Origin of the sequence: Parafilimonas terrae, assembly GCF_900115755.1 — a bacterium.
GTDB lineage: Bacteria > Bacteroidota > Bacteroidia > Chitinophagales > Chitinophagaceae > Parafilimonas > Parafilimonas terrae.
The window spans coordinates 51,060-75,671 of record NZ_FOXQ01000018.1; the positions used below are offsets into that span (position 1 = coordinate 51,060).

Below are 24,612 nucleotides of genomic sequence, written 5' to 3' on the forward strand. Positions count from 1 at the left end.
AAACCGCGGGATTATAAAATATGCAGCACAAAGCAGTGATATAACATGCTTATTTAAAGCTTGATTGGCCTGGGAGACAACCTTTATTCTTATCTTCCAAACACAATATCATCCGGCAATTCGTTTTTATCGGTTGAAGCATCGTAAGGGAAATGCGTTTTAAGTAATTGCCCTGTTTTGAGAATTACTTCAGCAATGCCTTCTGCAATATGATCTTTTTTAAACTCGCTGACCATGCCTTTTACCGCATCGTTCCAAAACTGCTGGCCGGCCTTATTATAAATGCCCTCATCTGCAAAAACGGCAAACTGGTGGTGCACCGTTGCTATATACACCAGCACCGCATTGCGGTTTACCGTTTCATTCATTTTAAGCTGGAAAAAAATTTCTGCGGCACGGTCAAGCGGGTCAACAAAGCGGCACTTGCTTTCAATAAACAAACGCACTTCACCGTTTGTTTGCTGCTCAGCCTCGCGAATGGCATTGAGAATTTTTGTTTGTTCTTCCTGCGAAAAAAATTTTTGCTGCTTAGATTTAAATAAAGAAAACATTAGCAACAATTATTTTTTATCAAAATCTACAGATGGAGCTTTTTCCGCACCGGCATCGGCCTGGAAAGGTTGTTTGGGCGTAAATCCAAACCATCCTGCATAAAAGTTATTCGGAAATGTTCTGATAGTGGTATTATATTCCTGCACAGCCGTATTAAAATCGTTTCTTGCCACTTTAATGCGATTTTCGGTGCCTTCCAATTGTACCTGCAAACCGCGAAATGCATCATTAGCCCTTAGGTTAGGATAATTTTCCGTAACCACCAATAACCTTCCAAGCGCCTGTGACAATTGTCCCTGGGCCTGTTGAAATTCCTGTAGTTTTTCAGGTGTAAGATCATTGGGATCCACTTTTATCTGTGTGGCAGAAGCCCTTGCTTTAATAACATTTTCAAGCGTTGTTTGTTCAAAATTAGCTTCACCTTTTACAGTGCTAACAAGGTTAGGTATTAAATCACTGCGACGCTGATATTCACTTTGAACATTTGCAAATTTTGCTTTTACGTTCTCATCAAGCGCCACGCCTTTTTTCTGGAAAGAGATCGAACCACAACCAACGCACCCCCCAACAAGAACAATTAATCCTAAGATTACTATAAGAGCCAAATTTTTTGTTTTCATTACTGATTGAATTTTTGTTAAAGATAGTTATCAAAATAAATACCTCTTATTCAATTTATGACGAGACGTCATTACATTATTTTGATACAAAGCTGCAATTTGGCTGCAATAGCTTATAATATTACTTCAAAGCATGTAAAACACTTATTGCACCGGCATTTTCTTTATTGATGAACGGTATTCATCAGCTTTTATCTTTATGAACAGCCCATCATTTTAAATTCCGACAACAGTTTTTCATTTCACAATAAGATTGTTTCTTTGCAACGCTTAAAACCAACAAGTACAGGTTTGTACAAAAGTATCAACCGCTATGCGGCTTTCCGGGATACATCCTGTTCGGACAAATCAAAATAAAATTAATATTATGAGCAGCATTGTAAAAATTCATGCAAGACAAATTCTTGACAGCCGCGGCAATCCTACCGTTGAAGCTGATGTTATAACCGAAGCAGGCTTTTTAGGCCGTGCAGCTGTGCCAAGCGGCGCCTCAACAGGTATTCATGAAGCGGTGGAACTGCGTGATGACGATGCCAAAGTTTACACCGGGAAAGGTGTTTTAAAAGCTGTATCAAATGTAAATACAATCATCGCCGATAAACTTGCTGGTTTTGAAGTGAGTGATCAAACGGGCCTTGATGCCAGGCTGATAGAGATTGACGGCACCGAAAATAAAAGCAAATTAGGTGCAAATGCCACGCTTGCCGTTTCGATGGCTGCTGCAAGAGCCGCCGCGCAGGAAGCCGGCCTGCCACTATACCGTTATATAGGCGGCACTAATGCGCACATTCTTCCCATGCCTTTAATGAATATTTTAAACGGCGGCGTTCATGCTGATAATAAAATAGATTACCAGGAATATATGATCGTGCCTATGGGCGCTGATAGTTTCAGCGAAGGCCTGCGCTGGGGCGTTGAAATCTTTCATAAACTGAAAAGCGTTTTAAAGAAAAAAGGCTACAGCACCAACGTGGGTGATGAAGGTGGTTTTGCACCGGATATTCAAAGCAATGAAGAAGCCATTGAAACTGTGTTGCAGGCAATTGAAGATGCAGGTTATAAAGCAGGTTCGCAAATTGGTATTGCATTAGATGCAGCAAGCAGCGAAATGATGAAAGATGGTAAAAACTATACTTTTTATAAAAGCTCAAAGAAAGTAATCACCAGCGACGAAATGGTGGCTTACTGGACAGAATGGGTGAATAAATATCCCATCATTTCTATTGAAGACGGCATGGCCGAAGAAGACTGGGACGGCTGGAAAAAATTAACAGATGCCATTGGCAATAAAGTTCAGTTGGTTGGTGATGATTTATTCGTAACCAATACTAAAATTTTACAACGCGGTATTGATAATGGCATCGCCAATAGCATTCTTATTAAGGTAAACCAGATTGGCACCATTACAGAAACCATTAATGCTGTTCAGCTTGCCCAAACAAATGGTTACACAACCATTATGAGCCACCGCAGCGGCGAAACAGAAGATACAACCATTGCCGATTTAGCCGTTGCATTAAACTGCGGCCAGATTAAAACCGGTTCTGCTTCACGCACTGACCGTATGGCTAAATACAACCAGTTATTGCGTATTGAAGAAGAATTGGGTAAAAGCGGCATTTACCCGAAAGGAAAAATTAAGTTCGCCAAATAATTATTCACATATTCACACGTTAGTATTAATCGTTGACAGAAGTTGTAATTTTATTCTGTCAACGATTTTTTGTTATGGGAACAGTAAAAAGTACAATCAGGCTTTTCAAAAACAAATATCTTATTGTTTTAACAGCGTTTGCCATTTTAATGCTGTTTATAGACCATAATGATATTTTCCAACAACTGGAACGCCGCAAACAATTGAACGAACTGCTTGCCAGCAAAGCATTTTACGAGAAAAAAATAGAGCAAACCAAAAAGAATCTCTCCGATCTTCAGCATAACGCTGCAGCACTTGAAAAATATGCCAGGGAAAAATATTATTTAAAAAAGGATAATGAAGACCTCTTTATAGTGCCTTCCACATCGGGTGAGCAAAAAAATAACGGGGCGAACAATAATTAGAACATTACAGCCGTTTAATCAATAGTTCTTATCGAGTACCTGTAAGAAAACTGGTAATAAATTCGTTCACCAAAAAATTTGAGCTATGCCAAATTTTACACCTGAAGACTTATTGTTATACCTGGCTGGAGAGTTGAATGAAGCGCAAAGCAAAACCGTTGAGGAAGAGTTAAAGACAAACTGGGTTTTGCGCGAAAAATTTAATGTGCTGAAAGAAGCAGGCAAACGTGTTGATACTATGAAGCTGCAGTCTCCCGCAAAACAAACGTTGCAAAATATTATGCGCTATGCCATGCGCAAGCCGGTGAAGGCATAAATTTAACTGTTGAAAAAAATCTGTTCATGACTAATTTCGCTGCCACGAACAGATTTTTTTATGACACGTAAAGAGCGATTTCAGTTTTGTATTAATTATTTTGAAGAGCATTTCCCCATTGCCGAAACTGAACTGGAATATAAAAACCCTTACCAATTATTAGTGGCTGTAATTCTTTCTGCCCAATGCACCGACAAACGCGTAAACCTTACTACACCCGCCATCTTTCAAAAATATCCTTCTGCCAAAGAATTATCCGAAGCAAGCTTTGAAGAGCTTTTTCCTTATATAAAAAGCATTTCTTATCCTAACAATAAAACAAAACATTTAATAGGCATGGCGCAAATGCTTATAAATAATTTTGGCGGCGAAGTGCCTATGACGGTGGAGGAATTAATGAAGCTGCCGGGTGTTGGGCGCAAAACCGCCAATGTAATTACTTCGGTTGTAGATAAGCAGCCAAACATGGCTGTGGATACGCATGTGTTTCGTGTAGCCGCAAGAATTGGGTTAACGGTGAATGCGAAGACACCATTGGCAACAGAAAAACAATTGATTGCTTTTATTCCAAAAGAGCTTATTCATAAAGCGCATCACTGGCTTATTTTGCATGGCAGGTATATATGCGTGGCAAGAAACCCCAAATGCGGCGAATGCGGTTTAAAACCCGCATGCAAATATTATAATACTGTTATTAAGAAAAAAATTGCAGAAAAAACTAAGCTTTAATTGCTTCGCTATCAGTTCACCGCTTTTTTTAATTTAATATTCAGGTCAATAAAAATCTTTTCAGTTTCTATCATCATTTTAAGCTCATGGCTTTCAGGATAGATGAGTTTTAATCTCTTGGAAATATTTTGCAAAATCACGTTACGGCCATTGGTAAGTGATGATGTTTCTATTGGTTTTGTCCAGGCGAGCTTTACATTAATTTCTTCATTCCGTACAGAAATAATTATGTTGAGCAAAGGATCTTTAATAGTATAGCTGCACAGTTGTTTAAAAGCATTTTCAACAAGCGGCAGAATTATAAACGGTGCAATGGTTTCATTGGCAAACGAACCATGCACCGAACAGTTTACACGAATCTCTTTTTCGGCAGTTAGTTTTTCAAGGTCAATATACTGCTGCAACAATTCAATTTCTTTTCGCAGCGGTACTTTCGATGATGTATTCTCATATAAAATATACAACAGCAGGTGCCTTATTTTTTTCATGGATTGCGCAGCCACCAACGGCCGTTCGTTAGCAATTATTTCCATGCGGGTTAAAAGATCGGTAAGAAAAGCCGGTTGAATAGCTTTCTCTTCATCTGGCTTAAGTTTCAGCTTCTCCTGTTCAAGCAGGTCAAGCTCCTGTTGTTTTATATAATAGAGCTTGCCAAGTTTAATGGAAGCGGCCACACAGCCTTCCATATTTATCTGGCTGAACAAAAGAAAAAAATCAGACGGATAAAGTTTATAACTGCCAACTTCCAGCTTCATACCAAACAAGCCCCTTATGTGCGGCACTATATATTTTGCATTCAGGTAATAAAAAAGTATGAAGGCGAGACTTGCTAAAAGCCATAGAAACAACATACCTGCATACCTGCCTTTATGCAGGAATTTTGGGAACAGGTAATAAATAATAAAATAACAGAAACACATATCCAGCGGTGTGGTTTCTGCCACTTCAACAAATGCTGCAAAAAAACTTTTTCCAAACCCCCATTTTGGCTCCATCACTATAGCCGACATGAGCGCATAATATACTATCCACAAAAACCAAAACACAGCATGCCTGCTTAAGCGATAGTTTGGATTATTTGAAAAGATAAAAGGATGAATCTTCATCTGCTATAAAAATTGGGTATGGTAAAGTAAATTGAATTTTTAATCAGCTTCTAAAAAAAGTACAGGTGGTAAAAACCACCCGTAGTTGTCTAAAATGAGAAAAAAAATTCAATCCTTATGCCTCAAACTTATAATACCGGCACTTGTAAAATTTCTTAAACATTACCAAAGCATGATTTTTTTATACCGAAGCCTGCGTTTATCAACTTTAAGTTGTCCTACAAAAGAACGGTAGCTCAATTATTAATTATCGCCGCTTGTAACTATTAACTTTTTAATTACGTTATCTTAAATAAATATTACGTTACTAATAAGCTAAAATGGACACCGCTGCATCTATATTATTTTCTGCAAAGCCAGGAACCTTCATAAAAAAAAACCTGGCTGTAAAGCTTATAGCAGTGCCTGTGCTGGCGGTATTAATTGTAAACATTTCGAAAATAATAACCAATAACCGCTATAGCTTTTTACAATTGTCGCTTATATACACTTACTTCATCAGCCTGGCATGGCTTATATGGGAAGGTAATGTGCGGTTGCTGCTATTTCTTAAAGCCAGTTTCAGGCTGCCATCAAAAGAATATTATAAAACAGTTCTTGCTTTATATAGTTTTATTATTTTATATACAAGCTTTATTGCAACAGGCGGCCTTTTTTTGTGGCTTAATTTTTCAAAGGAAGATTATTCATCTTATGGAAAAATTTTTCCTGCCGTTATCATTATAGTTATTACGGCTTTGTTTATTGCTAATCTTTATGAGATGTTTTATCTTAAAGCCCAACAGCAGGATATAGAGAAAAGGGCAGAGCAGTTAAACATAGCCAAAACACATGCAGAGCTTGTTGCGCTAAAAAACCAGATAGACCCGCATTTTCTTTTTAACTCACTTAATACTTTATCTTATCTTATTTCATCAGACCCGCAAAACGCCCGTTTATATAACGATACGCTGGCAAAAGTTTACCGCTATATTTTAGTGAGCCGGGAAAGAAACCTCGTATCAGCAGCAGATGAACTGGAATTTCTAAGCAACTTTTTTTATTTACTGAAAATAAGGTTTGACAAAGCTGTAAATATGGTTATTGAAATAAAAAGCATGTCAACTGAAGAAGTTTTTCTTCCGCCTATTTCATTGCAGATTTTATTGGAAAATGCCATAAAGCATAATGAAGTCAGCTGCACAAACCCGCTTTTGATAAATGTAATCCTCTCATCAAATTATATAATAATAAGAAACCGCATCATTAAAAAATCTTATGAGCAGCCATCAACAGGTACCGGTTTACATAACCTTGATAACAGGTATAAATTACTAACCGGCAAAAACATAATTGTTTATAAAAACAACGATTACTTTACTGTTAAACTGCCCATCATATACCCACAGATATAACTTATATAAAACTGAAAAAGCATGAAAGTATTTATAGCAGAAGACGAATTACCAGCTCTTGAAAATTTAAAAATGTGCTTAAACAGCGTTGGCAACAATATTGAAATTGCAGGTACTGCAGGCAGCGTTATGCAAAGCCTTCAGTGGTTGAACACACATCCTTTACCTGATTTAATATTGATGGACATCCATCTTTCAGACGGCTTATCGTTTCATATTTTTAAAGAAGGCCAGGTGAACTGTCCCATCATTTTTACAACGGCTTACGACAAGTATATGATAGAAGCTTTTGAATACAACTGTATAGATTATTTATTAAAGCCTGTAGATGCCGGCAGGCTTTCTGTAGCATTGAATAAATATAAAAACCTGCAGCAACATTTTATTAATAATTATACTTCCATTATTGATTACCTGCAAAACAGCAAAAAGAATAAATCGAGGATCATTGTAAAAAAAGGAACTGAATTTTTAAGCCTGAAGCTGGACGACATACTTTATTTTTTTACGGAGCACAAACTTGTTTTTGCAGTAGATAAAGACAACCGGAAATTTTTATGCGAAACAGGTTCATTAGCTGATGTTGAAGCCATGCTTGATGAAACAAAATTCTTCAGGGCAAACAGGAAGTATATTGTAAACGCAGATTATATCACCAAGTTTAAAAGCATAGACAAAAGCAAGATAAATGTGGAGCTGGCTTTGCCTTTAAATGAAGAAATAATCGTGAGCCAGGAAAATGCCGCTTCTTTTAAGAAATGGATAAGTGAAGTTTAAATGCCGGCCGGCCTGAACTCAACTTCTTTTATACCGTTAGTATTATTCAGCGACTCTACAAAGCTGAGCACTGCTTTATTGGACATGCTGCGGTTAATTCTTATTTCAACCGCGCATATATTATCTTCTTTAGCATTGGAAAATTTCAGGTGATTATAAGCAATATTATTTGTGTTCAGCATTGCTTCCAGTTGTGATAAAGAAATCTTTTCCCGGTTAAACCTTAACTGTATTTCGGTTTGCCTTCTTTCAACTATTAATTTCTTTTTATAAGGCTTGATAACAACGAGTATAATTAAAACCAAAACCGTTGTTACAGCCGCAGCAAAATAAAGGCCGCCACCAACAGCGAGGCCAATGCCTGCAACCGTCCATAAGCCTGCTGCAGTAGTAAGGCCTTTAACAACTTCATGCTTTAAAAACAAAATGGTGCCAGCGCCTAAAAAGCCAATGCCACTTATCACCTGTGCTGCCACGCGTGATGGATCCAAAGAAATATGCCCTTCCATCTGAACGCCGGCAAAGCCATAAGCAGAAACAATCATTATTAAAGCAGAGCCCATGCATACGAGCATGTGCGTTCGCAAACCGGCTGCCCATTCATAACGTTGCCTGTCAATGCCAACAGCGCCGCCCATGACCGCTGCGAGAAATAAACGTAAGGTAACTTCCTGCCATGTAATCATAATTACAAAGCTATTAAAAGATTATCGCGATAATATAGCTTTAACCATTATCAACAAACCCGGGATATAAAGTCATGCCGCCATCTACAAACAATGTTGTACCGGTTATATATTCAGCATCATCACTTGCCAGCCACACAGCCGCTTTCGCTATATCTTCCGGCACGCCTATTCTATTATAAGGAATAAGTTCCAACAGCTTTTCCCTGTCTTGTTTTGTATCCCATGCGTCTTCGTTAATCGGCGTTTTAACAGCACCCGGCGCTATGCTGTTTATGCGAATTTTATTTGGAGCAAATTCCTGTGCAATAGATTTCATCAGCAACATTATACCGCCTTTACTGGCTGCATAATTTGCATGCCCGGCCCAGGGAATAACTTCATGCACACTGCTCATACAAATTATTTTACCTATGCTTTTCGATTTACCATTATCGCCCCTTCGCAAAAATTCTTTTATGGCTTCCCGTGCACATAAAAACTGGCCTGTAAGATTTACGCTTATTACAAAGTTCCAATCATCCAAACTCATCTCCGTAAACTTCCCATCTTTTTGCAGGCCTGCATTGTTTATAAGAATATCAACCGTGCCGAATTGCTTCACTACTTCAGCAAACATTTTTACTACTTCATCTTCTTTACTCACATCACATTGATAACCGGCAGCCTTTCCGCCATTGCTTACAATATCATTAACTATAATATCAGCTTTGGGTTTTGATGATGCCCGCGGATAATTTACAATTACCGTGGCGCCTGCTTCAGCAAAAGCTTTGGCACAACCGGCGCCAATGCCAGAACTTGCCCCGGTAATAACAGCAACCTGTTTATCTAATTTCTTATCCATATTAATTGTTTTGAATGATGAAGGTTTATAATTGCAGGCAATTCATCATATAGCAGGTTAATCAAAACAACTATAATGCCCAATCAATTGGTTGTTGTTTTTGCTTTACGAGGTATTCATTTGTTTTACTGAAATGCCGGCAGCCAAAAAAACCTTTATCAGCACTGAAGGGAGAAGGATGTGCTGCTTTTAAAACATAGTGTTTGCTTTGATCTATGAGCTCCTGTTTCTGATGTGCAAACGAGCCCCATAATAAAAACACGATGCCTTCTTTTTCATCAGATACTTTTTTAATTACAGCATCTGTAAACTGGTGCCAGCCAATCTTTGCATGAGAATTTGGCTCACCTGCACGCACCGTCAAAGCAGCGTTTAATAACATAACACCTTGTTCTGCCCATGGCGTTAAATCGCCGGTAGCTGGTATAGGTATGCCAACGTCATTATGTAATTCTTTAAAAATATTAATGAGTGAAGGCGGCTGCCGTATGCCTTTTGGAACGGAGAAAGATAAACCCATTGCCTGGCCCTGGCCATGATATGGGTCTTGTCCTAATAACAGAACTTTTAATTTATTAAATGGTGTTTTTTCAAAAGCGTTAAATATCAATGAGCCGGGCGGGTAAATAATTTTACCCTGCGCTTTTTCTGTTTTAAGAAAAGCCGCTATATTTTCAAAGTAAGATTTGGAAAACTCAGCTTGTAAAACATTCTTCCAGCTTTCTTCTATTTTAACATCCATACCGTACGCTTTAGGTTTGGCTGCAAACTAATTAAAAATTACTTTTGCGGCGTTTATACTAATGGTTCGGTAGCTCAGCTGGATAGAGCAACTGCCTTCTAAGCAGTAGGTCATTGGTTCGAATCCAATCCGGATCACTTTAAGCCTCTTACGTAAGAGGTTTTTTTATTATGACTGCGTATTGCTATATATTATTCAGCGCTAAACTTAACAAATACTATATCGGCTCAACAACAGATATTGAAAGAAGACTGGCTGAACATAATCGCGGCAAAGAAAAGTTTACCCAAACAGGTATACCATGGATTTTAGTTTATAAAGAAGTTTTCTCAGAATTAAAACCGGCGAGGCAAAGAGAGTTTTACATTAAGAAAATGAAAAGCAGGTTATTTATTGAAAAACTGATTAGTTCAGTTGGATAGAGCATCCCGATTTCTAATCGGGAAGGTCATTGGTTCGAATCCTGTCCGGATCACTTTAAGCCTCTTGCCAAGGCTTTTTTATTATGACTGCGTATTGCTATATATTATTCAGCGCTAAACTTAACAAATACTATATCGGCTCAACAACAGATATTGAAAGAAGACTGGCTGAACATAATCGCGGCAAAGAAAAGTTTACCCAAACAGGTATACCATGGATTTTAGTTTATAAAGAAGTTTTCTCAGAATTAAAACCGGCGAGGCAAAGAGAGTTTTACATTAAGAAAATGAAAAGCAGGTTATTTATTGAAAAACTGATTAGTTCAGTTGGATAGAGCATCCCGATTTCTAATCGGGAAGGTCATTGGTTCGAATCCAATCCGGATCACTTTAAGCCTCTTGCCAAGAGGCTTTTTTATTGTGCATATCATTGCCATTATTATTCAGCCTAAGCTTAACAATTATTATATTGATTCTGCAAATCGTTCAAACACAATAATGCGGTTGAAGTTAAATCCAACCGCATTTTTATCAGAGGCCGTTATTTTATTGTTCTTATTTCCGGGTCTTCCTTATCTTTTTGATCATTCTCTTTAGCCTTTTCTTCTATTTTATGCATTACTGAAGAAAAAGGCCCTCTCATGTGCTCTTGCGGATCGGTGGTGTTCAACGTTTCAGGATCGGGCTTACTGCCCGCATTCTTATTGGAATTATCAGGCTGTACCTTTTCTCTTTTTTCGTCTGCCATAATTTATGTTTTATCTTATATTCAACAAACTTTTTGCCAGCCTTATAATCCTAACAACAAATAACCCTTTTTATATCGATGTTATTGCTTTTTAAAATCCCGTTTGCTGTAGAATTAAATGGGCAAAACAAAACAGGGAATCAAAAATGCATTTCGTTTATATTGCAACTCAATAAAATGCAGCATATAATATGAAAGCAAAAACCGGTGTATCGCTTGCTATAATGATGTTCCTGGAATACTTTGTTTGGGGCGCATGGTATGTAACCATGGGCACATACATGGGTGAAAATTTACATTCAACAGGTTTGCAGGTTGGCGCAGCCTTCAGCGCTTTGGCTATTGCCACCATGATCTCTCCTTTCTTTATCGGCATGATTGCAGACCGCTATTTCGCTGCTCAAAAAATAATGGGCGTATTTCATATTATTGGCGGCGCATTATTAGTATTTGCAACAAAAGTTACAGACAATACTGCTTTTTACTGGATCATATTGCTGTATTCGCTGTTATATATGCCAACCATTGCATTAAGTAACAGCGTGGCTTTTCATCAAATGACAAATCCAGGCAAACAGTTTCCGTGGATTCGTGTATTTGGAACGCTCGGCTGGATTGTTGCAGGCTTATTAATAGGCTATCTTGGTATTGAAAAAACGGCTAATACATTTTATATGGCAGCCGGCGTTTCTGTGCTGCTGGGTTTATTCAGTTTTGTTTTGCCCGACACGCCGCCCAAAGGAAAAAGTGCCGATGCAAGCGCTTCATCGGCATTAGGCACGCAGGCATTTGTATTATTTAAAAATACTTCCTATACCATTTTCTTTATTGCGGCCATTCTTGTATGTATTCCGCTTTCATTTTATTATGGCTTTGCCAATCCGTTTTTAAATGAAGTAGGCATGAATAATGCTGCGGGAAAAATGATTTTAGGCCAGGTTTCTGAAGGCGTATTCATTCTTGCCATACCATTTTTGTTTAATAGTATTGGCGTAAAGAAAATGCTATTGCTGGGCATGACCGCCTGGATTTTGCGCTATATCTGTTTTGCTTATGGTAACGTGGGCGCTAATGAATGGATGTTATATGCCGGCATAGTTTTACATGGCGTATGTTATGACTTCTTTTTTGTAACCGGTTATATGTACACAGAAAAGAAGGCCGGCGAAAAAATTAAAAATGCAGCACAGGGCTTGTTTACGTTTGCAACTTATGGCGTAGGCATGTTTATAGGCACATGGTTTTCCGGTGTTATAGTGGACAAGCACGTGATAAGCCCGGAACACCACGACTGGACAAAAATCTGGTTTGTACCTGCATATATCGCCATTGGCGTTTTAATTTATTTCCTGCTGTTCTTCAGGGAGAAAAAAGATGCTGAGAAAGCTGCAAGCTATTAGCTGTGCGCTTTCTATCGCTTGCAGCGTGAAGCTTGTGGCTTGAAGCAAAAAATAAAAACCATCTGTTATGATAGTTCGTTTATGGCATGGGAAAACATCAACGGAGAACGCGGAAGCGTATATGAATTATATAATGCAAACCGGCGTTAAAGATTATCGTGCAACGCCCGGCAATTTAAATGCGCAGGTTTGGCAAAAACAGGAAGGCGACATTACACATATATGGACGGTTTCGTGGTGGGTGAATATTGAAAGCATTCGTGCATTTGCAGGAAAGGATTATGAAAAGGCAAAATATTATAAAGAAGATAAAAAATATTTGCTGGAGCTTGAACCTACGGTGCAGCACTATGAATGTTTTGGCGAGATAAGATAAAACAGATTTATTAACGGAATTGGAATTACTGCTCAGCGGGTTATACGTATATGAATACAGATGGCGGATTATCGCATAAACTGCATGGCCTCGACCATTTGCGTGCTTTTGCAATTGTCTATGTTTTCCTTTATCATTACGGAAGGTTCTTCCCACATCCGGAGTGGACAAATACATTAACCAGGTTTGGATGGAGCGGCGTTGATTTATTTTTCGTATTAAGCGGGTATTTAATTGCTGCGCAATTATTCAAATCAATGGCCACATACAAAACTACTTCACTGCGCAGCTTTTTTATAAGCGTTTCTTCAGGATAATTCCTATTTATCTTGTTACCGTTGCTTTATATTTTTTGTTTCCTTTTGTAAGGGAACGCGAATCGCCTGCTCCCCTCTGGAAGTATCTAACCTTTACGCAAAATATTAATCTTGATATTGCCAAACAGGGCACATTTTCACATAGCTGGAGTTTATGTATTGAAGAGCAGTTTTATTTATTGCTGCCGTTTATATTACTGGGTTTGATCAGGTTTAAACTATTTAAAAAAGGTTACTGGCTTTTGGCGGCATTATTCATTGCAGGGTTTACTGTACGGATTGTTTTGCACGCTAACCTGGCTTCAGATACAGATTGGCTCACCTGGTATAAATGGATATATTTTCCCACCTGGGGCCGGCTTGATGGTTTGCTTGTTGGCGTTAGCATTGCAGCTTTATTACAATTCAGGCCTGCCTTTAGCAAGAGAATCCTGGTGCATGAAAAAGCATTGCTTTTAACCGGCGTCATCATTTTTGCAGTTAGCCACTATATATGCAGCAATCAAATAAGTTTTAAATCGTCTGTATTTGGGTTGCCGCTTACAGATATAGGTTATGGCTTTATTGTTCTTGCCGCTTTAAGCCCGCAAAATTTCCTGTATAAATACGAATCGAAGGTAACTTCGAAGATTGCAACATTATCTTATGGCATTTACCTCATTCATAAAATGGTAGTTCATGTTGCACAACCTCAATTGACAAAATTTAATATAAACAACGAAAGCAATTTGATGTTCATCATTTGTACCGGCCTTGTTTTTATCAGCGCTTTATTGCCTAATCAAATAATAGAGAAACCTTTTCTTAAGTTGCGCAGCAAATTATTGGTGAAGACAAAGAGCGCATAAGAGAATTCGATAAAAGCTTGCAGGGTTTCAAACCAAAGGTGAGCAGTAATTGCAGGTTGGATTGTATGCCTTAGTTACTCAGGTATAGAAACAAAAAAAGCAACAGAAATTAACTTACTAACCCTGTTGCTTTTTAAACAAAACCGTTAAGTCTTGTTTAGTTTTTGGCTTTGAACCGGAGTTCTCTGCCGTTTTTTGATTTTCAGGTTCTTACTTTCTGTTTCACTGCTTCCGGCCGAAGCCTTCCGCTGTTCAACTTTCCGTTTTCACCTTCCAATCTAAGATTTTACTCTTTGCTATTGTCTTGCTGCAACCACCACCGAAATGCTGGTCAGTACCAAGCAACCGCATTAAATTCAATCTTGTTATGTAAATATACTATTGCAAAAAAGCCATTTCCAAATTTTTTTTCTTTCTTTTACGCACGTGTTTCGTACCTTAAAAGCAGGTAATTTCAACACTTATAAACATATTTTTGAAAGGATATAAACATTATTAAGCGAAATTGCTTTATCATCAATTAAAAACAATTTTTTATGCTACGAATTGCTATGCTCGGTTCAGGTTTTATAGGCCGCTTTTATGCTGATTCAATTCAGGGCCAGCGAAGTAAAGATAAGATTGTAAGTATCTATGCCCGTAAAGAAGTAAATGCCAAAAAGTTTGCAGAAGATTATGGATGCGAACATTACACATCAAATATGGAAGAAGCTATTGCGCATCCAAACGTAGATGTAGTTTGCATTGCCTTACCAAACAACGTACATGAAGACGCTGTTATGCTTTGCTGCAAGCATAAAAAGCCTGTTGTTACAACAAAACCTTTGGGCCGCAATGGCGCCGAAGCGCTGCGTATGCTGAAAGCTGTGGAAGAAGCCGGCATTTTTAATGGCTATCTCGAAGACCTTGTTTATACACCAAAATTTTTAAAGGCTTATGACAGTGTAAAAAATGGCGCTTTAGGAAGAATATTATGGGCAAAGAGCAGGGAAACGCATCCCGGCCCGCACAGCGACTGGTTCTGGAATATAGAACTGGCAGGTGGCGGTTGCATTCTTGATCTGGGTTGCCATTGCATTGAAATAACAAGAAGTTTCATAGGAAAAGATATTAAACCGGTTGAAGTAATGTGCTGGGCAGATACACAGGTAAAACCTATTGAGGCCGAAGATCATGCCATTGGCTTGATAAAGTACGAAAACGGCGCCATTGGCCAGTTTGAAGTAAGCTGGACATTTCGCGGCGGCATGGATTTGCGCGATGAAGTAATGGGCACCGAAGGCACGATATGGATCAATAATTTTTTACGCACCGGCATGGACATGTTTACCACCGGCAAAGGTGCAGATTATGTTGCCGAGAAAGCGGAAAGCAATACGGGCTGGCTGTTCCCGGTTGGCGATGAGGTGAACGATCTTGGTTACAACCACATGTTCACGAATATGTTTCGCAGCATAGAAGAAGGCAAACAACCGCAGGAAACTTTTTATGATGGTTATGTGGTGAATGCCATTATTGATGCAGCCTATAAATCAGCCAAAACAAAATTATGGGAACCGGTAAATCTTGAAGTTTGGCGCGGGCAGGAAGGCTTATCAAAAGCAAGTAACCTTGTTGATTACGACGAAGATAATTATTTGGTGAAAGAAGAAATGACGCATTACGGCGCTAAAAAACTTATTCTTAAGAATAAGAAAACCGGCGCTTTTGAAGAAAGGATACTGGAATAATATTACCTGTGAATTGTCAACTGCGCATAAACCTATGAGGTTTTAAAAACCTCATAGGTTTACTCTTACTTCTAAATATGCAAAAACCTTGAAGATTTTTTTAGTTTCAAAATATATCTTGCAAACCTTGAAGATGAATAAAATCTTCGGGGCTTTTTTATGCAGGCAACACGCATTAACCTCTGGAGCAGTCCACGCAATATTTCAACTGCCATGATGTATTCTTTCGCGCAGCGAAATGATACAGTTGTGTTTGATGAACCTTTATATGCACATTATCTCAAATCGACAGGCATTATTCACCCGGGCAATGATGAAATTTTGCAATCGCAAAATAATAATGGTGAAAAAGTAATAGAAGAAATTATTTTAGCCAGTCACGATAAACCTGTTGCTTTCTTTAAACAAATGACGCATCACCTGGAAAACATCAATCTTGATTTTTTGGCGCAAACAAAAAACATCATCTTCATACGCAATCCCAAACAAATTATAGCATCGTATTCACAGGTAATTAAAAATGTTACCATGCAGGATGTGGGCATAAAGAAGCAATGGTGGTTGTTTAATTATTTAAAAGAAAAAAATCTTTCCTGCATTGTGCTCGATTCAAATGAAATACTCAAATCGCCTGAAAATGTAATGCAGCAATTATGCGCAGCATTAGAAATTGCGTATGATGAAAACATGCTGCACTGGCCTGCAGGCCCCAAACCTTATGATGGCGTGTGGGCAAAATATTGGTATGATAATGTGCATCAGTCAACAGGTTTTTCAAAACAAAAAACAAGCGGGCGCGAACTGCCTTCTTATCTTGAACCATTGTACCAGGAAAGCAAAATTTATTACGAGCAGCTTTATCCTTTTTCAATAAAAGCCGGTTAGCTTACCTTAGCCATAACCAACTATGTGAAAAAAAATTTTTATATCGGCAAAAACGGCAATACATCATTAATCATATACTACTTCAAAATAATTATGCAACAGAAATTTTATCCGCAGAACGAAAACATACAGGTCTTCATTAAAGATAAATTATATCCGCGCAGCGAAGCAAAGATCTCCGTATTTGACAGCGCTGTACAAGGTGGCGATGCTGTTTGGGAAGGCCTTAGAATTTATGATGGCAAAGTGTTTTGTTTGAATGAACATATCAATCGTTTACAGGCATCTGCGCACACATTAGCTTTTGCTGATATACCGTCAAAAGAGTTTGTAAGGGATGCTATTTTTCAAACATTAAAAGCCAATAATTTTTATAACGATGCACACATCCGTTTAACGCTTACCCGTGGTGAAAAAATTACTTCCGGCATGGATCCGCGTTTGAATCAGTTTGGCAGTTGCTTAATTGTGCTGGCTGAATATAAACCGCCGGTGTATGATAATGCCAATGGTATTAAACTAATTACTTCGCATACACGCCGCAACTCACCGATGCACCTCGATTCAAAAATTCATCATAATAATTTGCTCAATAACATTCTTGCAAAGATTGAAGCCAACTATTGCGGCGCTGATGATGCCATCATGCTTGATAATCTGGGCTTTGTTGCCGAAACAAATGCCTGCAATATTTTTATGGTGAAAGATGGCTTGTTGCTTACACCCAATGCAGATGCCTGTTTGCCGGGCATTACAAGAACCAATGTTATAAAACTTGCTCAAAAACTGAATATTCCTGTTGCGTTAAAAAATATTTCCATTGCAGAATTTTATAATGCTGATGAAGTTTTTACAACAGGCACCATGGGCGAGCTTACACCGGTAAAAGAAATTGATGGCAGGGCCATCCAGAACAAATCCAGTTCAACCATACGTGAACAATTGTATAAAGCTTATAAAGAACTTACAGAAAAAGAAGGCGAGAAGATTGTATAACCACCAATATTGAATGAAAACTTTTTCTGCGGAAATATTTATCATCGGCATAAACCCTTATGTGTTTGTGCCGGATGATATTTTGCAATACCTGTTTAAAAAATCAGGAAAAGAAAAAGGGCATATACCGGTTCATCTTATCATCAATAAACAAAAATTTATTCAGCATCTTGTAAAGTATGCAGGCGCGTGGCGGCTTTATCTTAACATGCCTATGCGTAAAGCAGCAGGTAAAGATGTGGGTGATATCATCACTATAAAAATTGATTATGATGAAACTGAACGTACAACACCAATGCATTCAAAATTTGATGCTGCATTAAAGAAAAATAAAAAAGCAGCAGCCGTTTTTAATAACCTGCCGCCTTATATGAAAAAAGAAATTCTTCGTTACCTCAACAACCTTAAAACAGAAGAAGCATTAAATAAAAATGTTCAGCGTGCAATAAATTTTTTATTGGGAAAGGAAAGATTTATCGGAAGGGATAAACCTTAAAAAATTTATTATTTTTTGTCACAGATGCACAGATAAAAACCAGTTTTATTAAAGATCGCTGATCGTAAGATACTGGTCAGACGCTTTTGAAGCGCCTGACTACGTTAGCGCACTATCAGCCATGCTGAATCTTAGAAGCACGCATATAAATTCTATAAACACTCTTTGAAGCCCGGGCACCCCCTCTCCGCTCGTGGAGAGGGAACGAGGGTGAGGTCAATTCAATTCCGCTTTTAAGAACTTAGCCGTATGGCTTTCTTTATTCTTTATCAAGTCTTCGGGCGTGCCTTCGAATAAAATCCTGCCGCCGCCATCACCACCTTCAGGGCCAAGATCAATTACATGATCGGCCACTTTAATAACATCAAGATTGTGTTCAATCACAAGCACTGTATTACCACGGTCAACCAGTTTATTTAAAACATCAAGCAGGTGTTGAATATCTTCAAAATGCAAACCGGTTGTAGGTTCATCCAATATATAAAATGTTTTACCTGTATCGCGTTTACTTAATTCCGTTGCCAGCTTTACGCGCTGTGCTTCACCGCCGCTTAACGTTACAGCGCTTTGTCCAAGCGTTATATAACCAAGCCCAACCTCTTCCAGCACTTTTATTTTACGATAGATATATGGCACAAGCTGGAAAAACTCAACTGCCTCTTCAACCGTCATATTCAATACATCGGAAATGGATTTTCCTTTATAGCGTATTTCCAGCGTTTCGCGGTTGTAACGTTTGCCATTACATTTTTCACAGGGCACATATACATCAGGTAAAAAATTCATTTCAATTACACGCATACCGCCGCCTTCACACACATCACACCTTCCGCTTTTCACATTAAATGAAAAACGGCCGGCATTATAGCCACGTATTTTTGCTTCAGGTACCGACGCAAACAAAGTTCTTATATCAGTAAAAAAGCCGCAATAGGTTGCAGGATTGCTGCGCGGTGTGCGGCCAATTGGTGACTGGTCTATCTCAATTACTTTATCAATATTTTCCAGTCCCTTTATACTTTTATATTCGAGAGGATTTGTTTTAGAATTATAGGCATGCTGAGATAAGATAGGATACAGCGTTTCATTAATCAATGTGGATTTACCGCTGCCGCTTACACCGGTTATTACAATAAATTTTCCTAATGGAAACGTAGCATCAACATTCTTTAAATTATTGCCTTTGGCGCCTTTCAGTACCAGTTTTTTACCATTGCCCTTCCTGCGTTCTGCAGGTACTGCGATGGTATGAACACCATTAAGATAACCTGCCGTAAGCGTGTTCAGTTTCAGCATTTGTTTGGGATCGCCTTCTGCTACTACCCTGCCGCCATGATAACCGGCTTTCGGGCCAATATCAATCAAATGATCTGCAGCCAGCATAATATCTTTATCATGCTCAACAACAAGCACACTGTTGCCAATGTCGCGCAGGTCCTGCAATGCTGTAATTAAACGATGATTGTCGCGTTGATGCAAACCGATAGAAGGTTCATCTAAAATATAGGTAATGCCCTGCAGTTGAGAGCCAATTTGAGTTGCCAGGCGTATGCGCTGGCTTTCGCCGCCGCTCAGTGTTTTTGAAGGCCTGTTTAATGTGAGATAGGTTAAACCAACATTCAGCAAAAAAGTTAAGCGCTCACGTATTTCTTTAATTACATCTTTTGCTATGGTTCGCTGTTTATTGTTTAACCTCAATTCAATGCCGTCAAACCATGCATACAGTTTATCGAGGTTCATTTCACTTAACTCAGAAATATTCTTTCTATCAATCAAAAACCAGAGGCTTTCCTTTTTCAAACGTGCGCCGTTACAGGATGGGCAGGTTTTAAGCGTCATATATTTTTGCACCCAGTCACGCAAAGCTTCTGTGCTGTAAGAAGAAGCGAACCATCGTTTCAGCATTGGGATAATACCTTCATAACTTCCGGTATATTCGTTGGGAACGGTTTCATCATCCGTGTTCACTTCAAGCGAAGCATTGATATTTTTATCGCCATACAACAAAAGGTTTAAATGCTCTTCGGGCAGTTTTTCTACCGCTATATCCAGCTTTATTTTATTCTTCTTCGCAAATGTTTCCACCTGCTGAAATACGCTGGCATCCCTTTCCTCACCTAAAGGCGTAAGGGCTCCTTCACGCACACTTTTTGACCGGTCGGGCAACACCAGGTCCATATCTATTGTAAACACGCTGCCCAATCCTTTGCAGGTTGGACAAGCGCCATACGGCGAGTTAAATGAAAATGAATTGGGTGAAGGTTCTTCATAAGAAAGGCCTGTATCTGCACACATCAATTGCTTGCTGTAAGATGTTATTTCCGTATCGCCTTCTATATGTACAAACATTAAATCTTTACCCATTTTTAATGTTTGCTGAACACTCTGACTTAACCGGTGGCGAAAGCTATCTGCTACTTTTAAACGGTCAACCACCACTTCTATGTCGTGAATTTTATAGCGGTCAACCTGCATTTTGGGTGTAATGTCTTTTATCTCTCCATCCACCCTAACCTTTACAAAACCTTTCTTTCTTATTTCTTCAAACAGTTCGCGATAATGGCCTTTTCTTCCACGCACGAGTGGCGCCAGCAAAGAAATTTTCTCGTTATCAAACCGCTGAAAGATATTATTTACAATTTCCTCCTCGCTCCATTTCACCATTTTTTTACCGGTATTGTAACTGAAGGCTTCGCCAATGCGTGCATATAACAGGCGCATAAAATCGTACACCTCGGTTACAGTACCAACCGTTGAACGTGGGTTTTTATTGGTGGTTTTTTGTTCAATGGAAATTACAGGCGAAAGGCCTGTTATTTTATCCACATCCGGCCTTTCCATTTCGCCGATAAACTGCCGGGCATAAGCGCCAAAAGTTTCCATATAACGCCGCTGGCCTTCGGCATAAATGGTATCGAACGCCAGCGACGATTTACCGCTGCCGCTTATACCGGTTATAACTACCAGTTTATTTTTAGGAATATTGATGTCGATATTCTTAAGATTGTGCGCCCTTGCCCCGTAAACTTCTATTAATTCTTCGGGTGAATACCCCGGGTTTTCCTTATTCTCAGCCATAATGAAGATGCCGAAATTACAACAATCTGCTTTTTTATTTTGTTATTATTGCTGTACCGCAGCCATCGGGAATGGGCAGGTAGCTGATATTATTAAGGCTGCAAAATTCTACCACAGCCTGGCGGGCGCCTTTATAAAGGTCATTATTAAAATCATGCACAAATATGTAACCTTTATTTTCCAGCCTGGGATAAAAAAACTGAAGGCCGCTGAGCAGAGGTTCATATAAATCAGCATCGAGGCTAACAAAACAAAACCTGTCATCCACGCCTGCAGCCGACCCGGGAAAATATCCTTTTTTCACAATGCAGTTTTTCGGGTATTTCATCTTTCCCAAAACCAGTTCAACACTTGTGTCTGAAAAATCCTGCTCGCCGCTTGAAAAATGGTTTTGCTTTTCTGCGGAGATATCATTTTGGTGAAAGCCTTCAAATGTATCAAAGAGGTATAATTTCCGGCCGGGAAAAAGCTGGTTTAATCTTTTTGCAAATTCGCCTTTATATACACCCAGTTCGGCAACATTTCCCTTAACATTATTTCTTATTAGCTCTTTGTAACAAAGTTCCAGTGTTGTGTATCGTACAAAATCAAGGTTATAACCAAGTTCCTGCTTAAAGGATGAATCAAACTGCAGTGATTTTGATAAATGCAATTTGCGGGAAGCTAAAAACCTGGCAACAGGTTGGTATAATGGTTTCAGATTAGCATGCATATTTTAATGTAAGCCGTTTAAAACGAGCGTATATCCCAATAGCAATAAAAATGCCCGAAAACATGCGGGAACGATTTTTACAGAAAAATAACGGCCGTTCATTTCCCGGCAAAACAGGATTTTATAATTCCCTGCAAAGCAGGCCTGGTATATTATTTACGCTTAAAATCTATCGTCTTAATAGGATTTATGCCCGTCAAACCGTACATTCGCGCAAAAATTAAAAAACATAGCGTAATGGAAGTTGTAAAAAACATCGTTTGGCATAATGCCACCATCAACAAAGAAGACCGCCACCGTATGAACGGTCATAAATCTGCAATCCTTTGGTACACTGGCCTTTCCGGCGCCGGGAAATCTACCCTCGCCAATAAAGTTGAAGAAAAATTATTTGAAAGAGGTTATCATACTTATGTATTGGATGGAGATAACATCCGCATGGGTTTGAACAAAGGCCTCGGCTTTACGGCTGAAGACCGCAAGGAAAACATCCGCAGGATTGGTGAAGTGGCTAAATTATTTGTTGATGCCGGTGTTTTGGTTTCCACTGCTTTTGTTTCGCCTTACATAGAAGACCGCGAAATGGTTCGGGCCCTGGTGAAAGAAGGTGAATTTGTTGAAGTTTATGTAGCCGCTTCGCTGGAAGTATGCGAAAGCCGCGATACAAAAGGTTTATATAAAAAGGCCCGCGCCGGTGAAATAAAAAACTTTACAGGCATCAGCGATCCGTATGAAGCGCCTGTAAATCCTGAATTAACAGTTGACACGGGCAGCCAGACATTAGACGAAAGCGCCCAAACAGTTATCAACTACCTGGAAGAAAAAGGCTATATTGAAAAAGCATAAATCAATTCACCAACAAAAAAAATAATATATTATGAATCAACCACATGGCGGTACGCTGGTAAACAGGATTGCTACAGGCGCCCGTAAAGATGAACTGGAAGCTAAAGCAAAAAATATTTTCCAGCTAACAATTGAAAACCGTTACGGAGCAGATGTTGAAATGATCGCAATTGGCGCATTCAGCCCCATTACAGGCTTTATGGGCAAAGCAGACTGCGAATCTGTTATTGAAAATATGAAATTAACAAACGGCCTTGCATGGGGCATTCCTATTCCATTGCCTGCAGGCGACCAGTTTGATAAAATAAAAGAAGGCGAAGAAATTGCATTGCTGGACCAGGAAGGCCGTGTTTTGGCCGTAATGACTGTTGACGAAAAATTCGAGCTTGACCTTGATAACTTCGCCCAGAAATGCTTTGGCACTACTGAAGATAAGCACCCTGGTGTTGCTGCCATCAGGCGCGGTGGCAATAAATATATTGCCGGCCCATTGGAAATGGTAAACAGGCCATTGCGCAAAGAAGATATCGATGCCAAGTATTTCCTCGATCCTTCAGAAACACGTGCTGAATTTGAAAAACGCGGCTGGAAAACTATCGTGGCTTTCCAAACACGTAACCCCATTCACCGCGCACATGAATATTTAATTAAATGCGCCCAGGAAATTGTGGACGGTGCCATGATCCACCCGCTTGTTGGTGAAACAAAGAGCGATGACATTCCTGCCCCTGTGCGTATGAAATGTTATGAAGTGCTGATTGAAAATTATTTCAATCCGGATAACACTACACTGGCTGTTTTGCCTACCGCTATGCGTTATGCCGGCCCGCGTGAAGCCATCAACCACACATTGCTGCGTAAGAATTATGGCTGCACACACATGATCATCGGCCGCGACCATGCAGGTGTGGGTAACTATTATGGTACTTACGATGCGCAAAAAATAATGTCAAAAGTTGGCCCTGAAATGGGTATGGAGATTTTAAAGTTTGAGCACACTTTCTGGTGTAAAAACACAGAATGTATGGCCAGCAATAAAACCGCTCCTAAAAATCCTGATATTGTTTCTTTAAGCGGCACAAAGGTTCGTGAAATGCTGGCAAACGGCCAACGCCCGCCTTCTGAATTTTCACGCCCGCTTGTTGCTGATATTTTGATTGATTGGGCAACTAAAAAAGCAGCTACTACTGCTTAATTAGTTTCTGTATAAAATAAAAAAAGCTGTTCTGAAAAGGGCAGCTTTTTTTATTTCCGGAGGCAGTGAATCTTTCGGTAAGCACATTACCGCCTTAATATTTTTTGCTATTACAGTTTTTTTTATCAGCTTTAGCTACGATTTCCCAAACCACCGTAACATGAAAACCCAACTGCTGTTATTACCTTTTCTTTCCTATAATATTTATGCTCAAAAATTGCAAAACAGCAACTGCTGTTTTACGAAAAAGGGAGAAGAACAATTATTTCAAGATCAAATAACATAAAACCAAACACCATGAAACTATTTACCCTGTTAGCATTTTTAAGCTTAATCGCAACATACTCATTTGCCCAGCCGGGCAGCCTTGACCTTAGCTTTAACGACAGCGGGAAGTTTTAAACTATGGCTTTGGCATAGTGCGGGCTACAGCAATTCAAAGCGATGGAAAAATACTTGTAGCGGGGCAATATACTGATGAACTATCAGATTCATTTACGATTGCCAGGTACCTGCCTGATGGAAAAATTGATGAAAGTTTTGGCACCGGCGGCAAAGTTCAAACAGGGTTTACTGATGGTAGTGGTGGAATATATAATTTAACCGTATTAAAAAGCGGAAAAATATTAGCTGCCGGATACGGGCTTGTTTTCTTCCAGTTTCCAATATACCAGTCGCCTATACTTGCCCAGTATTTGCCTGATGGCAGCCCCGATCCTTCATTTGGGGATAA

The 24,612-nt window shown here is 39.1% G+C and carries 25 protein-coding genes, 3 tRNA genes and 2 pseudogenes; 21 read left to right on the forward strand and 9 right to left on the reverse strand.

What is annotated here, in order from left to right; genetic code table 11:
• Positions 1 to 89: 89 nt before the first annotated feature.
• Positions 90 to 551, reverse strand: coding sequence for a TPM domain-containing protein (locus BM015_RS20145; RefSeq protein WP_090662962.1), 462 nt, complete (start codon positions 549 to 551; stop codon positions 90 to 92).
• 9 nt (positions 552 to 560) lie between these two features.
• On the reverse strand, positions 561 to 1,172 hold the full coding sequence (locus BM015_RS20150) for a LemA family protein (protein WP_090662964.1): 612 nt from the start codon (positions 1,170 to 1,172) through the stop codon (positions 561 to 563).
• A 367-nt stretch (positions 1,173 to 1,539) separates the two neighbouring features.
• Here BM015_RS20150 and eno point away from each other — a divergent pair, with 367 nt between their 5' ends.
• From eno to nth, 4 genes are all read left to right on the forward strand, one after another.
• A complete protein-coding gene (gene eno, locus BM015_RS20155; RefSeq protein WP_090662966.1) occupies positions 1,540 to 2,826 on the forward strand; it encodes a phosphopyruvate hydratase in 1,287 nt (428 codons plus the stop codon).
• Between the two features lie 74 nt (positions 2,827 to 2,900).
• Positions 2,901 to 3,233: an FtsB family cell division protein gene (locus tag BM015_RS20160; protein ID WP_090662968.1), complete on the forward strand. Its 333-nt coding sequence runs from the start codon at positions 2,901 to 2,903 to the stop codon at positions 3,231 to 3,233.
• An 85-nt stretch (positions 3,234 to 3,318) separates the two neighbouring features.
• Positions 3,319 to 3,549 (forward strand): hypothetical protein, encoded by a 231-nt coding sequence (locus BM015_RS20165; RefSeq protein WP_090662969.1) that lies wholly within the window; start codon positions 3,319 to 3,321, stop codon positions 3,547 to 3,549.
• Between the two features lie 60 nt (positions 3,550 to 3,609).
• Positions 3,610 to 4,278, forward strand: coding sequence for an endonuclease III (nth, locus tag BM015_RS20170; RefSeq protein WP_090662971.1), 669 nt, complete (start codon positions 3,610 to 3,612; stop codon positions 4,276 to 4,278).
• An 11-nt stretch (positions 4,279 to 4,289) separates the two neighbouring features.
• Here nth and BM015_RS20175 read toward each other — a convergent pair whose 3' ends face one another.
• Complete coding sequence (locus tag BM015_RS20175) at positions 4,290 to 5,384, reverse strand: histidine kinase (protein WP_090662973.1); 1,095 nt, start codon at positions 5,382 to 5,384, stop codon at positions 4,290 to 4,292.
• A gap of 320 nt (positions 5,385 to 5,704) precedes the next feature.
• On the opposite strand from BM015_RS20175, the gene BM015_RS20180 reads away from it, so the two are divergent.
• Together BM015_RS20180 and BM015_RS20185 are read left to right on the forward strand one after the other, a co-directional pair.
• Entirely contained in the window at positions 5,705 to 6,778 is a 1,074-nt protein-coding gene (locus tag BM015_RS20180) for a sensor histidine kinase (protein WP_090662975.1), read from the forward strand.
• Between the two features lie 21 nt (positions 6,779 to 6,799).
• Positions 6,800 to 7,555: a LytR/AlgR family response regulator transcription factor gene (locus tag BM015_RS20185; protein WP_090662977.1), complete on the forward strand. Its 756-nt coding sequence runs from the start codon at positions 6,800 to 6,802 to the stop codon at positions 7,553 to 7,555.
• On the opposite strand, the gene BM015_RS20190 is transcribed toward BM015_RS20185, so the two are convergent.
• The 3 genes from BM015_RS20190 to ung form a co-directional block, all read right to left on the reverse strand.
• On the reverse strand, positions 7,552 to 8,241 hold the full coding sequence (locus tag BM015_RS20190; protein ID WP_090662979.1) for an MgtC/SapB family protein: 690 nt from the start codon (positions 8,239 to 8,241) through the stop codon (positions 7,552 to 7,554). The two genes, BM015_RS20185 and BM015_RS20190, sit on opposite strands and share 4 nt — an antisense overlap.
• Positions 8,242 to 8,281: 40 nt before the next feature.
• Positions 8,282 to 9,088, reverse strand: coding sequence for an SDR family oxidoreductase (locus tag BM015_RS20195; RefSeq protein WP_090662981.1), 807 nt, complete (start codon positions 9,086 to 9,088; stop codon positions 8,282 to 8,284).
• Between the two features lie 70 nt (positions 9,089 to 9,158).
• Complete coding sequence (gene ung, locus BM015_RS20200) at positions 9,159 to 9,830, reverse strand: uracil-DNA glycosylase (protein ID WP_090662984.1); 672 nt, start codon at positions 9,828 to 9,830, stop codon at positions 9,159 to 9,161.
• Between the two features lie 63 nt (positions 9,831 to 9,893).
• On the opposite strand from ung, the gene BM015_RS20205 reads away from it, so the two are divergent.
• From BM015_RS20205 to BM015_RS20225, 5 genes are all read left to right on the forward strand, one after another.
• A tRNA-Arg gene (locus tag BM015_RS20205) sits at positions 9,894 to 9,967 on the forward strand.
• A gap of 33 nt (positions 9,968 to 10,000) precedes the next feature.
• On the forward strand, positions 10,001 to 10,252 hold the full coding sequence (locus BM015_RS22080; protein ID WP_090662985.1) for a GIY-YIG nuclease family protein: 252 nt from the start codon (positions 10,001 to 10,003) through the stop codon (positions 10,250 to 10,252).
• A tRNA-Arg gene (locus BM015_RS20215) sits at positions 10,234 to 10,305 on the forward strand. Before BM015_RS22080 ends, BM015_RS20215 begins: the two co-directional genes overlap by 19 nt.
• Positions 10,306 to 10,335: 30 nt before the next feature.
• A complete protein-coding gene (locus tag BM015_RS22085) occupies positions 10,336 to 10,587 on the forward strand; it encodes a GIY-YIG nuclease family protein (protein WP_090662985.1) in 252 nt (83 codons plus the stop codon).
• A tRNA-Arg gene (locus BM015_RS20225) sits at positions 10,569 to 10,640 on the forward strand. The genes BM015_RS22085 and BM015_RS20225 overlap by 19 nt, the downstream gene beginning before the upstream one ends.
• Positions 10,641 to 10,793: 153 nt before the next feature.
• On the opposite strand, the gene BM015_RS20230 is transcribed toward BM015_RS20225, so the two are convergent.
• Entirely contained in the window at positions 10,794 to 11,000 is a 207-nt protein-coding gene (locus tag BM015_RS20230; RefSeq protein ID WP_090662987.1) for a hypothetical protein, read from the reverse strand.
• A gap of 191 nt (positions 11,001 to 11,191) precedes the next feature.
• On the opposite strand from BM015_RS20230, the gene BM015_RS20235 reads away from it, so the two are divergent.
• From BM015_RS20235 to BM015_RS20265, 7 genes and pseudogenes are all read left to right on the forward strand, one after another.
• The gene (locus BM015_RS20235) at positions 11,192 to 12,400 is read left to right on the forward strand and encodes a nucleoside permease (RefSeq protein ID WP_090662989.1); all 1,209 of its coding nucleotides are present in this window, start codon (positions 11,192 to 11,194) and stop codon (positions 12,398 to 12,400) included.
• 67 nt (positions 12,401 to 12,467) lie between these two features.
• Positions 12,468 to 12,776: an antibiotic biosynthesis monooxygenase gene (locus tag BM015_RS20240; protein ID WP_090662991.1), complete on the forward strand. Its 309-nt coding sequence runs from the start codon at positions 12,468 to 12,470 to the stop codon at positions 12,774 to 12,776.
• A 50-nt stretch (positions 12,777 to 12,826) separates the two neighbouring features.
• A pseudogene (locus BM015_RS20245) lies at positions 12,827 to 13,941 on the forward strand (acyltransferase family protein).
• 536 nt (positions 13,942 to 14,477) lie between these two features.
• Positions 14,478 to 15,671, forward strand: a complete 1,194-nt coding sequence (locus BM015_RS20250) for a Gfo/Idh/MocA family protein (protein ID WP_090662992.1) — start codon at positions 14,478 to 14,480, stop codon at positions 15,669 to 15,671.
• Positions 15,672 to 15,830: 159 nt separating this feature from the next.
• On the forward strand, positions 15,831 to 16,556 hold the full coding sequence (locus BM015_RS20255) for a sulfotransferase-like domain-containing protein (RefSeq protein WP_090662994.1): 726 nt from the start codon (positions 15,831 to 15,833) through the stop codon (positions 16,554 to 16,556).
• A gap of 93 nt (positions 16,557 to 16,649) precedes the next feature.
• Complete coding sequence (locus BM015_RS20260) at positions 16,650 to 17,552, forward strand: aminotransferase class IV (RefSeq protein WP_090663019.1); 903 nt, start codon at positions 16,650 to 16,652, stop codon at positions 17,550 to 17,552.
• A 13-nt stretch (positions 17,553 to 17,565) separates the two neighbouring features.
• Positions 17,566 to 18,048, forward strand: a complete 483-nt coding sequence (locus BM015_RS20265; protein WP_090662996.1) for a DUF1905 domain-containing protein — start codon at positions 17,566 to 17,568, stop codon at positions 18,046 to 18,048.
• 216 nt (positions 18,049 to 18,264) lie between these two features.
• On the opposite strand, the gene uvrA is transcribed toward BM015_RS20265, so the two are convergent.
• Entirely contained in the window at positions 18,265 to 21,126 is a 2,862-nt protein-coding gene (uvrA, locus tag BM015_RS20270; RefSeq protein WP_090662998.1) for an excinuclease ABC subunit UvrA, read from the reverse strand.
• A 34-nt stretch (positions 21,127 to 21,160) separates the two neighbouring features.
• Positions 21,161 to 21,838 carry a TylF/MycF/NovP-related O-methyltransferase gene (locus BM015_RS20275; RefSeq protein ID WP_090663000.1) on the reverse strand — a complete coding sequence of 226 codons (678 nt, stop codon included), beginning with the start codon at positions 21,836 to 21,838 and terminating at the stop codon, positions 21,161 to 21,163.
• A gap of 237 nt (positions 21,839 to 22,075) precedes the next feature.
• On the opposite strand from BM015_RS20275, the gene cysC reads away from it, so the two are divergent.
• The 3 genes and pseudogenes from cysC to BM015_RS20290 all read left to right on the forward strand — a co-directional run.
• On the forward strand, positions 22,076 to 22,684 hold the full coding sequence (cysC, locus tag BM015_RS20280) for an adenylyl-sulfate kinase (RefSeq protein WP_090663002.1): 609 nt from the start codon (positions 22,076 to 22,078) through the stop codon (positions 22,682 to 22,684).
• Positions 22,685 to 22,715: 31 nt separating this feature from the next.
• Positions 22,716 to 23,879 carry a sulfate adenylyltransferase gene (sat, locus tag BM015_RS20285; RefSeq protein ID WP_090663004.1) on the forward strand — a complete coding sequence of 388 codons (1,164 nt, stop codon included), beginning with the start codon at positions 22,716 to 22,718 and terminating at the stop codon, positions 23,877 to 23,879.
• A gap of 419 nt (positions 23,880 to 24,298) precedes the next feature.
• Positions 24,299 to 24,612 (forward strand): annotated as a pseudogene (locus BM015_RS20290) (hypothetical protein); the annotation flags it as partial.

Excerpts from the sequence above, each read along its gene's own strand:
- BM015_RS20145 (WP_090662962.1), bottom strand. The coding sequence starts at position 551 with ATGTTTTCTTTATTTAAATCTAAGCAGCAAAAATTTTTTTCGCAGGAA.
- BM015_RS20150 (WP_090662964.1), bottom strand. The coding sequence starts at position 1,172 with ATGAAAACAAAAAATTTGGCTCTTATAGTAATCTTAGGATTAATTGTT.
- eno (WP_090662966.1), top strand. The coding sequence starts at position 1,540 with ATGAGCAGCATTGTAAAAATTCATGCAAGACAAATTCTTGACAGCCGC.
- BM015_RS20160 (WP_090662968.1), top strand. The coding sequence starts at position 2,901 with ATGGGAACAGTAAAAAGTACAATCAGGCTTTTCAAAAACAAATATCTT.
- BM015_RS20165 (WP_090662969.1), top strand. The coding sequence starts at position 3,319 with ATGCCAAATTTTACACCTGAAGACTTATTGTTATACCTGGCTGGAGAG.
- nth (WP_090662971.1), top strand. The coding sequence starts at position 3,610 with ATGACACGTAAAGAGCGATTTCAGTTTTGTATTAATTATTTTGAAGAG.
- BM015_RS20175 (WP_090662973.1), bottom strand. The coding sequence starts at position 5,384 with ATGAAGATTCATCCTTTTATCTTTTCAAATAATCCAAACTATCGCTTA.
- BM015_RS20180 (WP_090662975.1), top strand. The coding sequence starts at position 5,705 with ATGGACACCGCTGCATCTATATTATTTTCTGCAAAGCCAGGAACCTTC.
- BM015_RS20185 (WP_090662977.1), top strand. The coding sequence starts at position 6,800 with ATGAAAGTATTTATAGCAGAAGACGAATTACCAGCTCTTGAAAATTTA.
- BM015_RS20190 (WP_090662979.1), bottom strand. The coding sequence starts at position 8,241 with ATGATTACATGGCAGGAAGTTACCTTACGTTTATTTCTCGCAGCGGTC.
- BM015_RS20195 (WP_090662981.1), bottom strand. The coding sequence starts at position 9,088 with ATGGATAAGAAATTAGATAAACAGGTTGCTGTTATTACCGGGGCAAGT.
- ung (WP_090662984.1), bottom strand. The coding sequence starts at position 9,830 with ATGGATGTTAAAATAGAAGAAAGCTGGAAGAATGTTTTACAAGCTGAG.
- BM015_RS22080 (WP_090662985.1), top strand. The coding sequence starts at position 10,001 with ATGACTGCGTATTGCTATATATTATTCAGCGCTAAACTTAACAAATAC.
- BM015_RS22085 (WP_090662985.1), top strand. The coding sequence starts at position 10,336 with ATGACTGCGTATTGCTATATATTATTCAGCGCTAAACTTAACAAATAC.
- BM015_RS20230 (WP_090662987.1), bottom strand. The coding sequence starts at position 11,000 with ATGGCAGACGAAAAAAGAGAAAAGGTACAGCCTGATAATTCCAATAAG.
- BM015_RS20235 (WP_090662989.1), top strand. The coding sequence starts at position 11,192 with ATGAAAGCAAAAACCGGTGTATCGCTTGCTATAATGATGTTCCTGGAA.
- BM015_RS20240 (WP_090662991.1), top strand. The coding sequence starts at position 12,468 with ATGATAGTTCGTTTATGGCATGGGAAAACATCAACGGAGAACGCGGAA.
- BM015_RS20250 (WP_090662992.1), top strand. The coding sequence starts at position 14,478 with ATGCTACGAATTGCTATGCTCGGTTCAGGTTTTATAGGCCGCTTTTAT.
- BM015_RS20255 (WP_090662994.1), top strand. The coding sequence starts at position 15,831 with ATGCAGGCAACACGCATTAACCTCTGGAGCAGTCCACGCAATATTTCA.
- BM015_RS20260 (WP_090663019.1), top strand. The coding sequence starts at position 16,650 with ATGCAACAGAAATTTTATCCGCAGAACGAAAACATACAGGTCTTCATT.
- BM015_RS20265 (WP_090662996.1), top strand. The coding sequence starts at position 17,566 with ATGAAAACTTTTTCTGCGGAAATATTTATCATCGGCATAAACCCTTAT.
- uvrA (WP_090662998.1), bottom strand. The coding sequence starts at position 21,126 with ATGGCTGAGAATAAGGAAAACCCGGGGTATTCACCCGAAGAATTAATA.
- BM015_RS20275 (WP_090663000.1), bottom strand. The coding sequence starts at position 21,838 with ATGCATGCTAATCTGAAACCATTATACCAACCTGTTGCCAGGTTTTTA.
- cysC (WP_090663002.1), top strand. The coding sequence starts at position 22,076 with ATGGAAGTTGTAAAAAACATCGTTTGGCATAATGCCACCATCAACAAA.
- sat (WP_090663004.1), top strand. The coding sequence starts at position 22,716 with ATGAATCAACCACATGGCGGTACGCTGGTAAACAGGATTGCTACAGGC.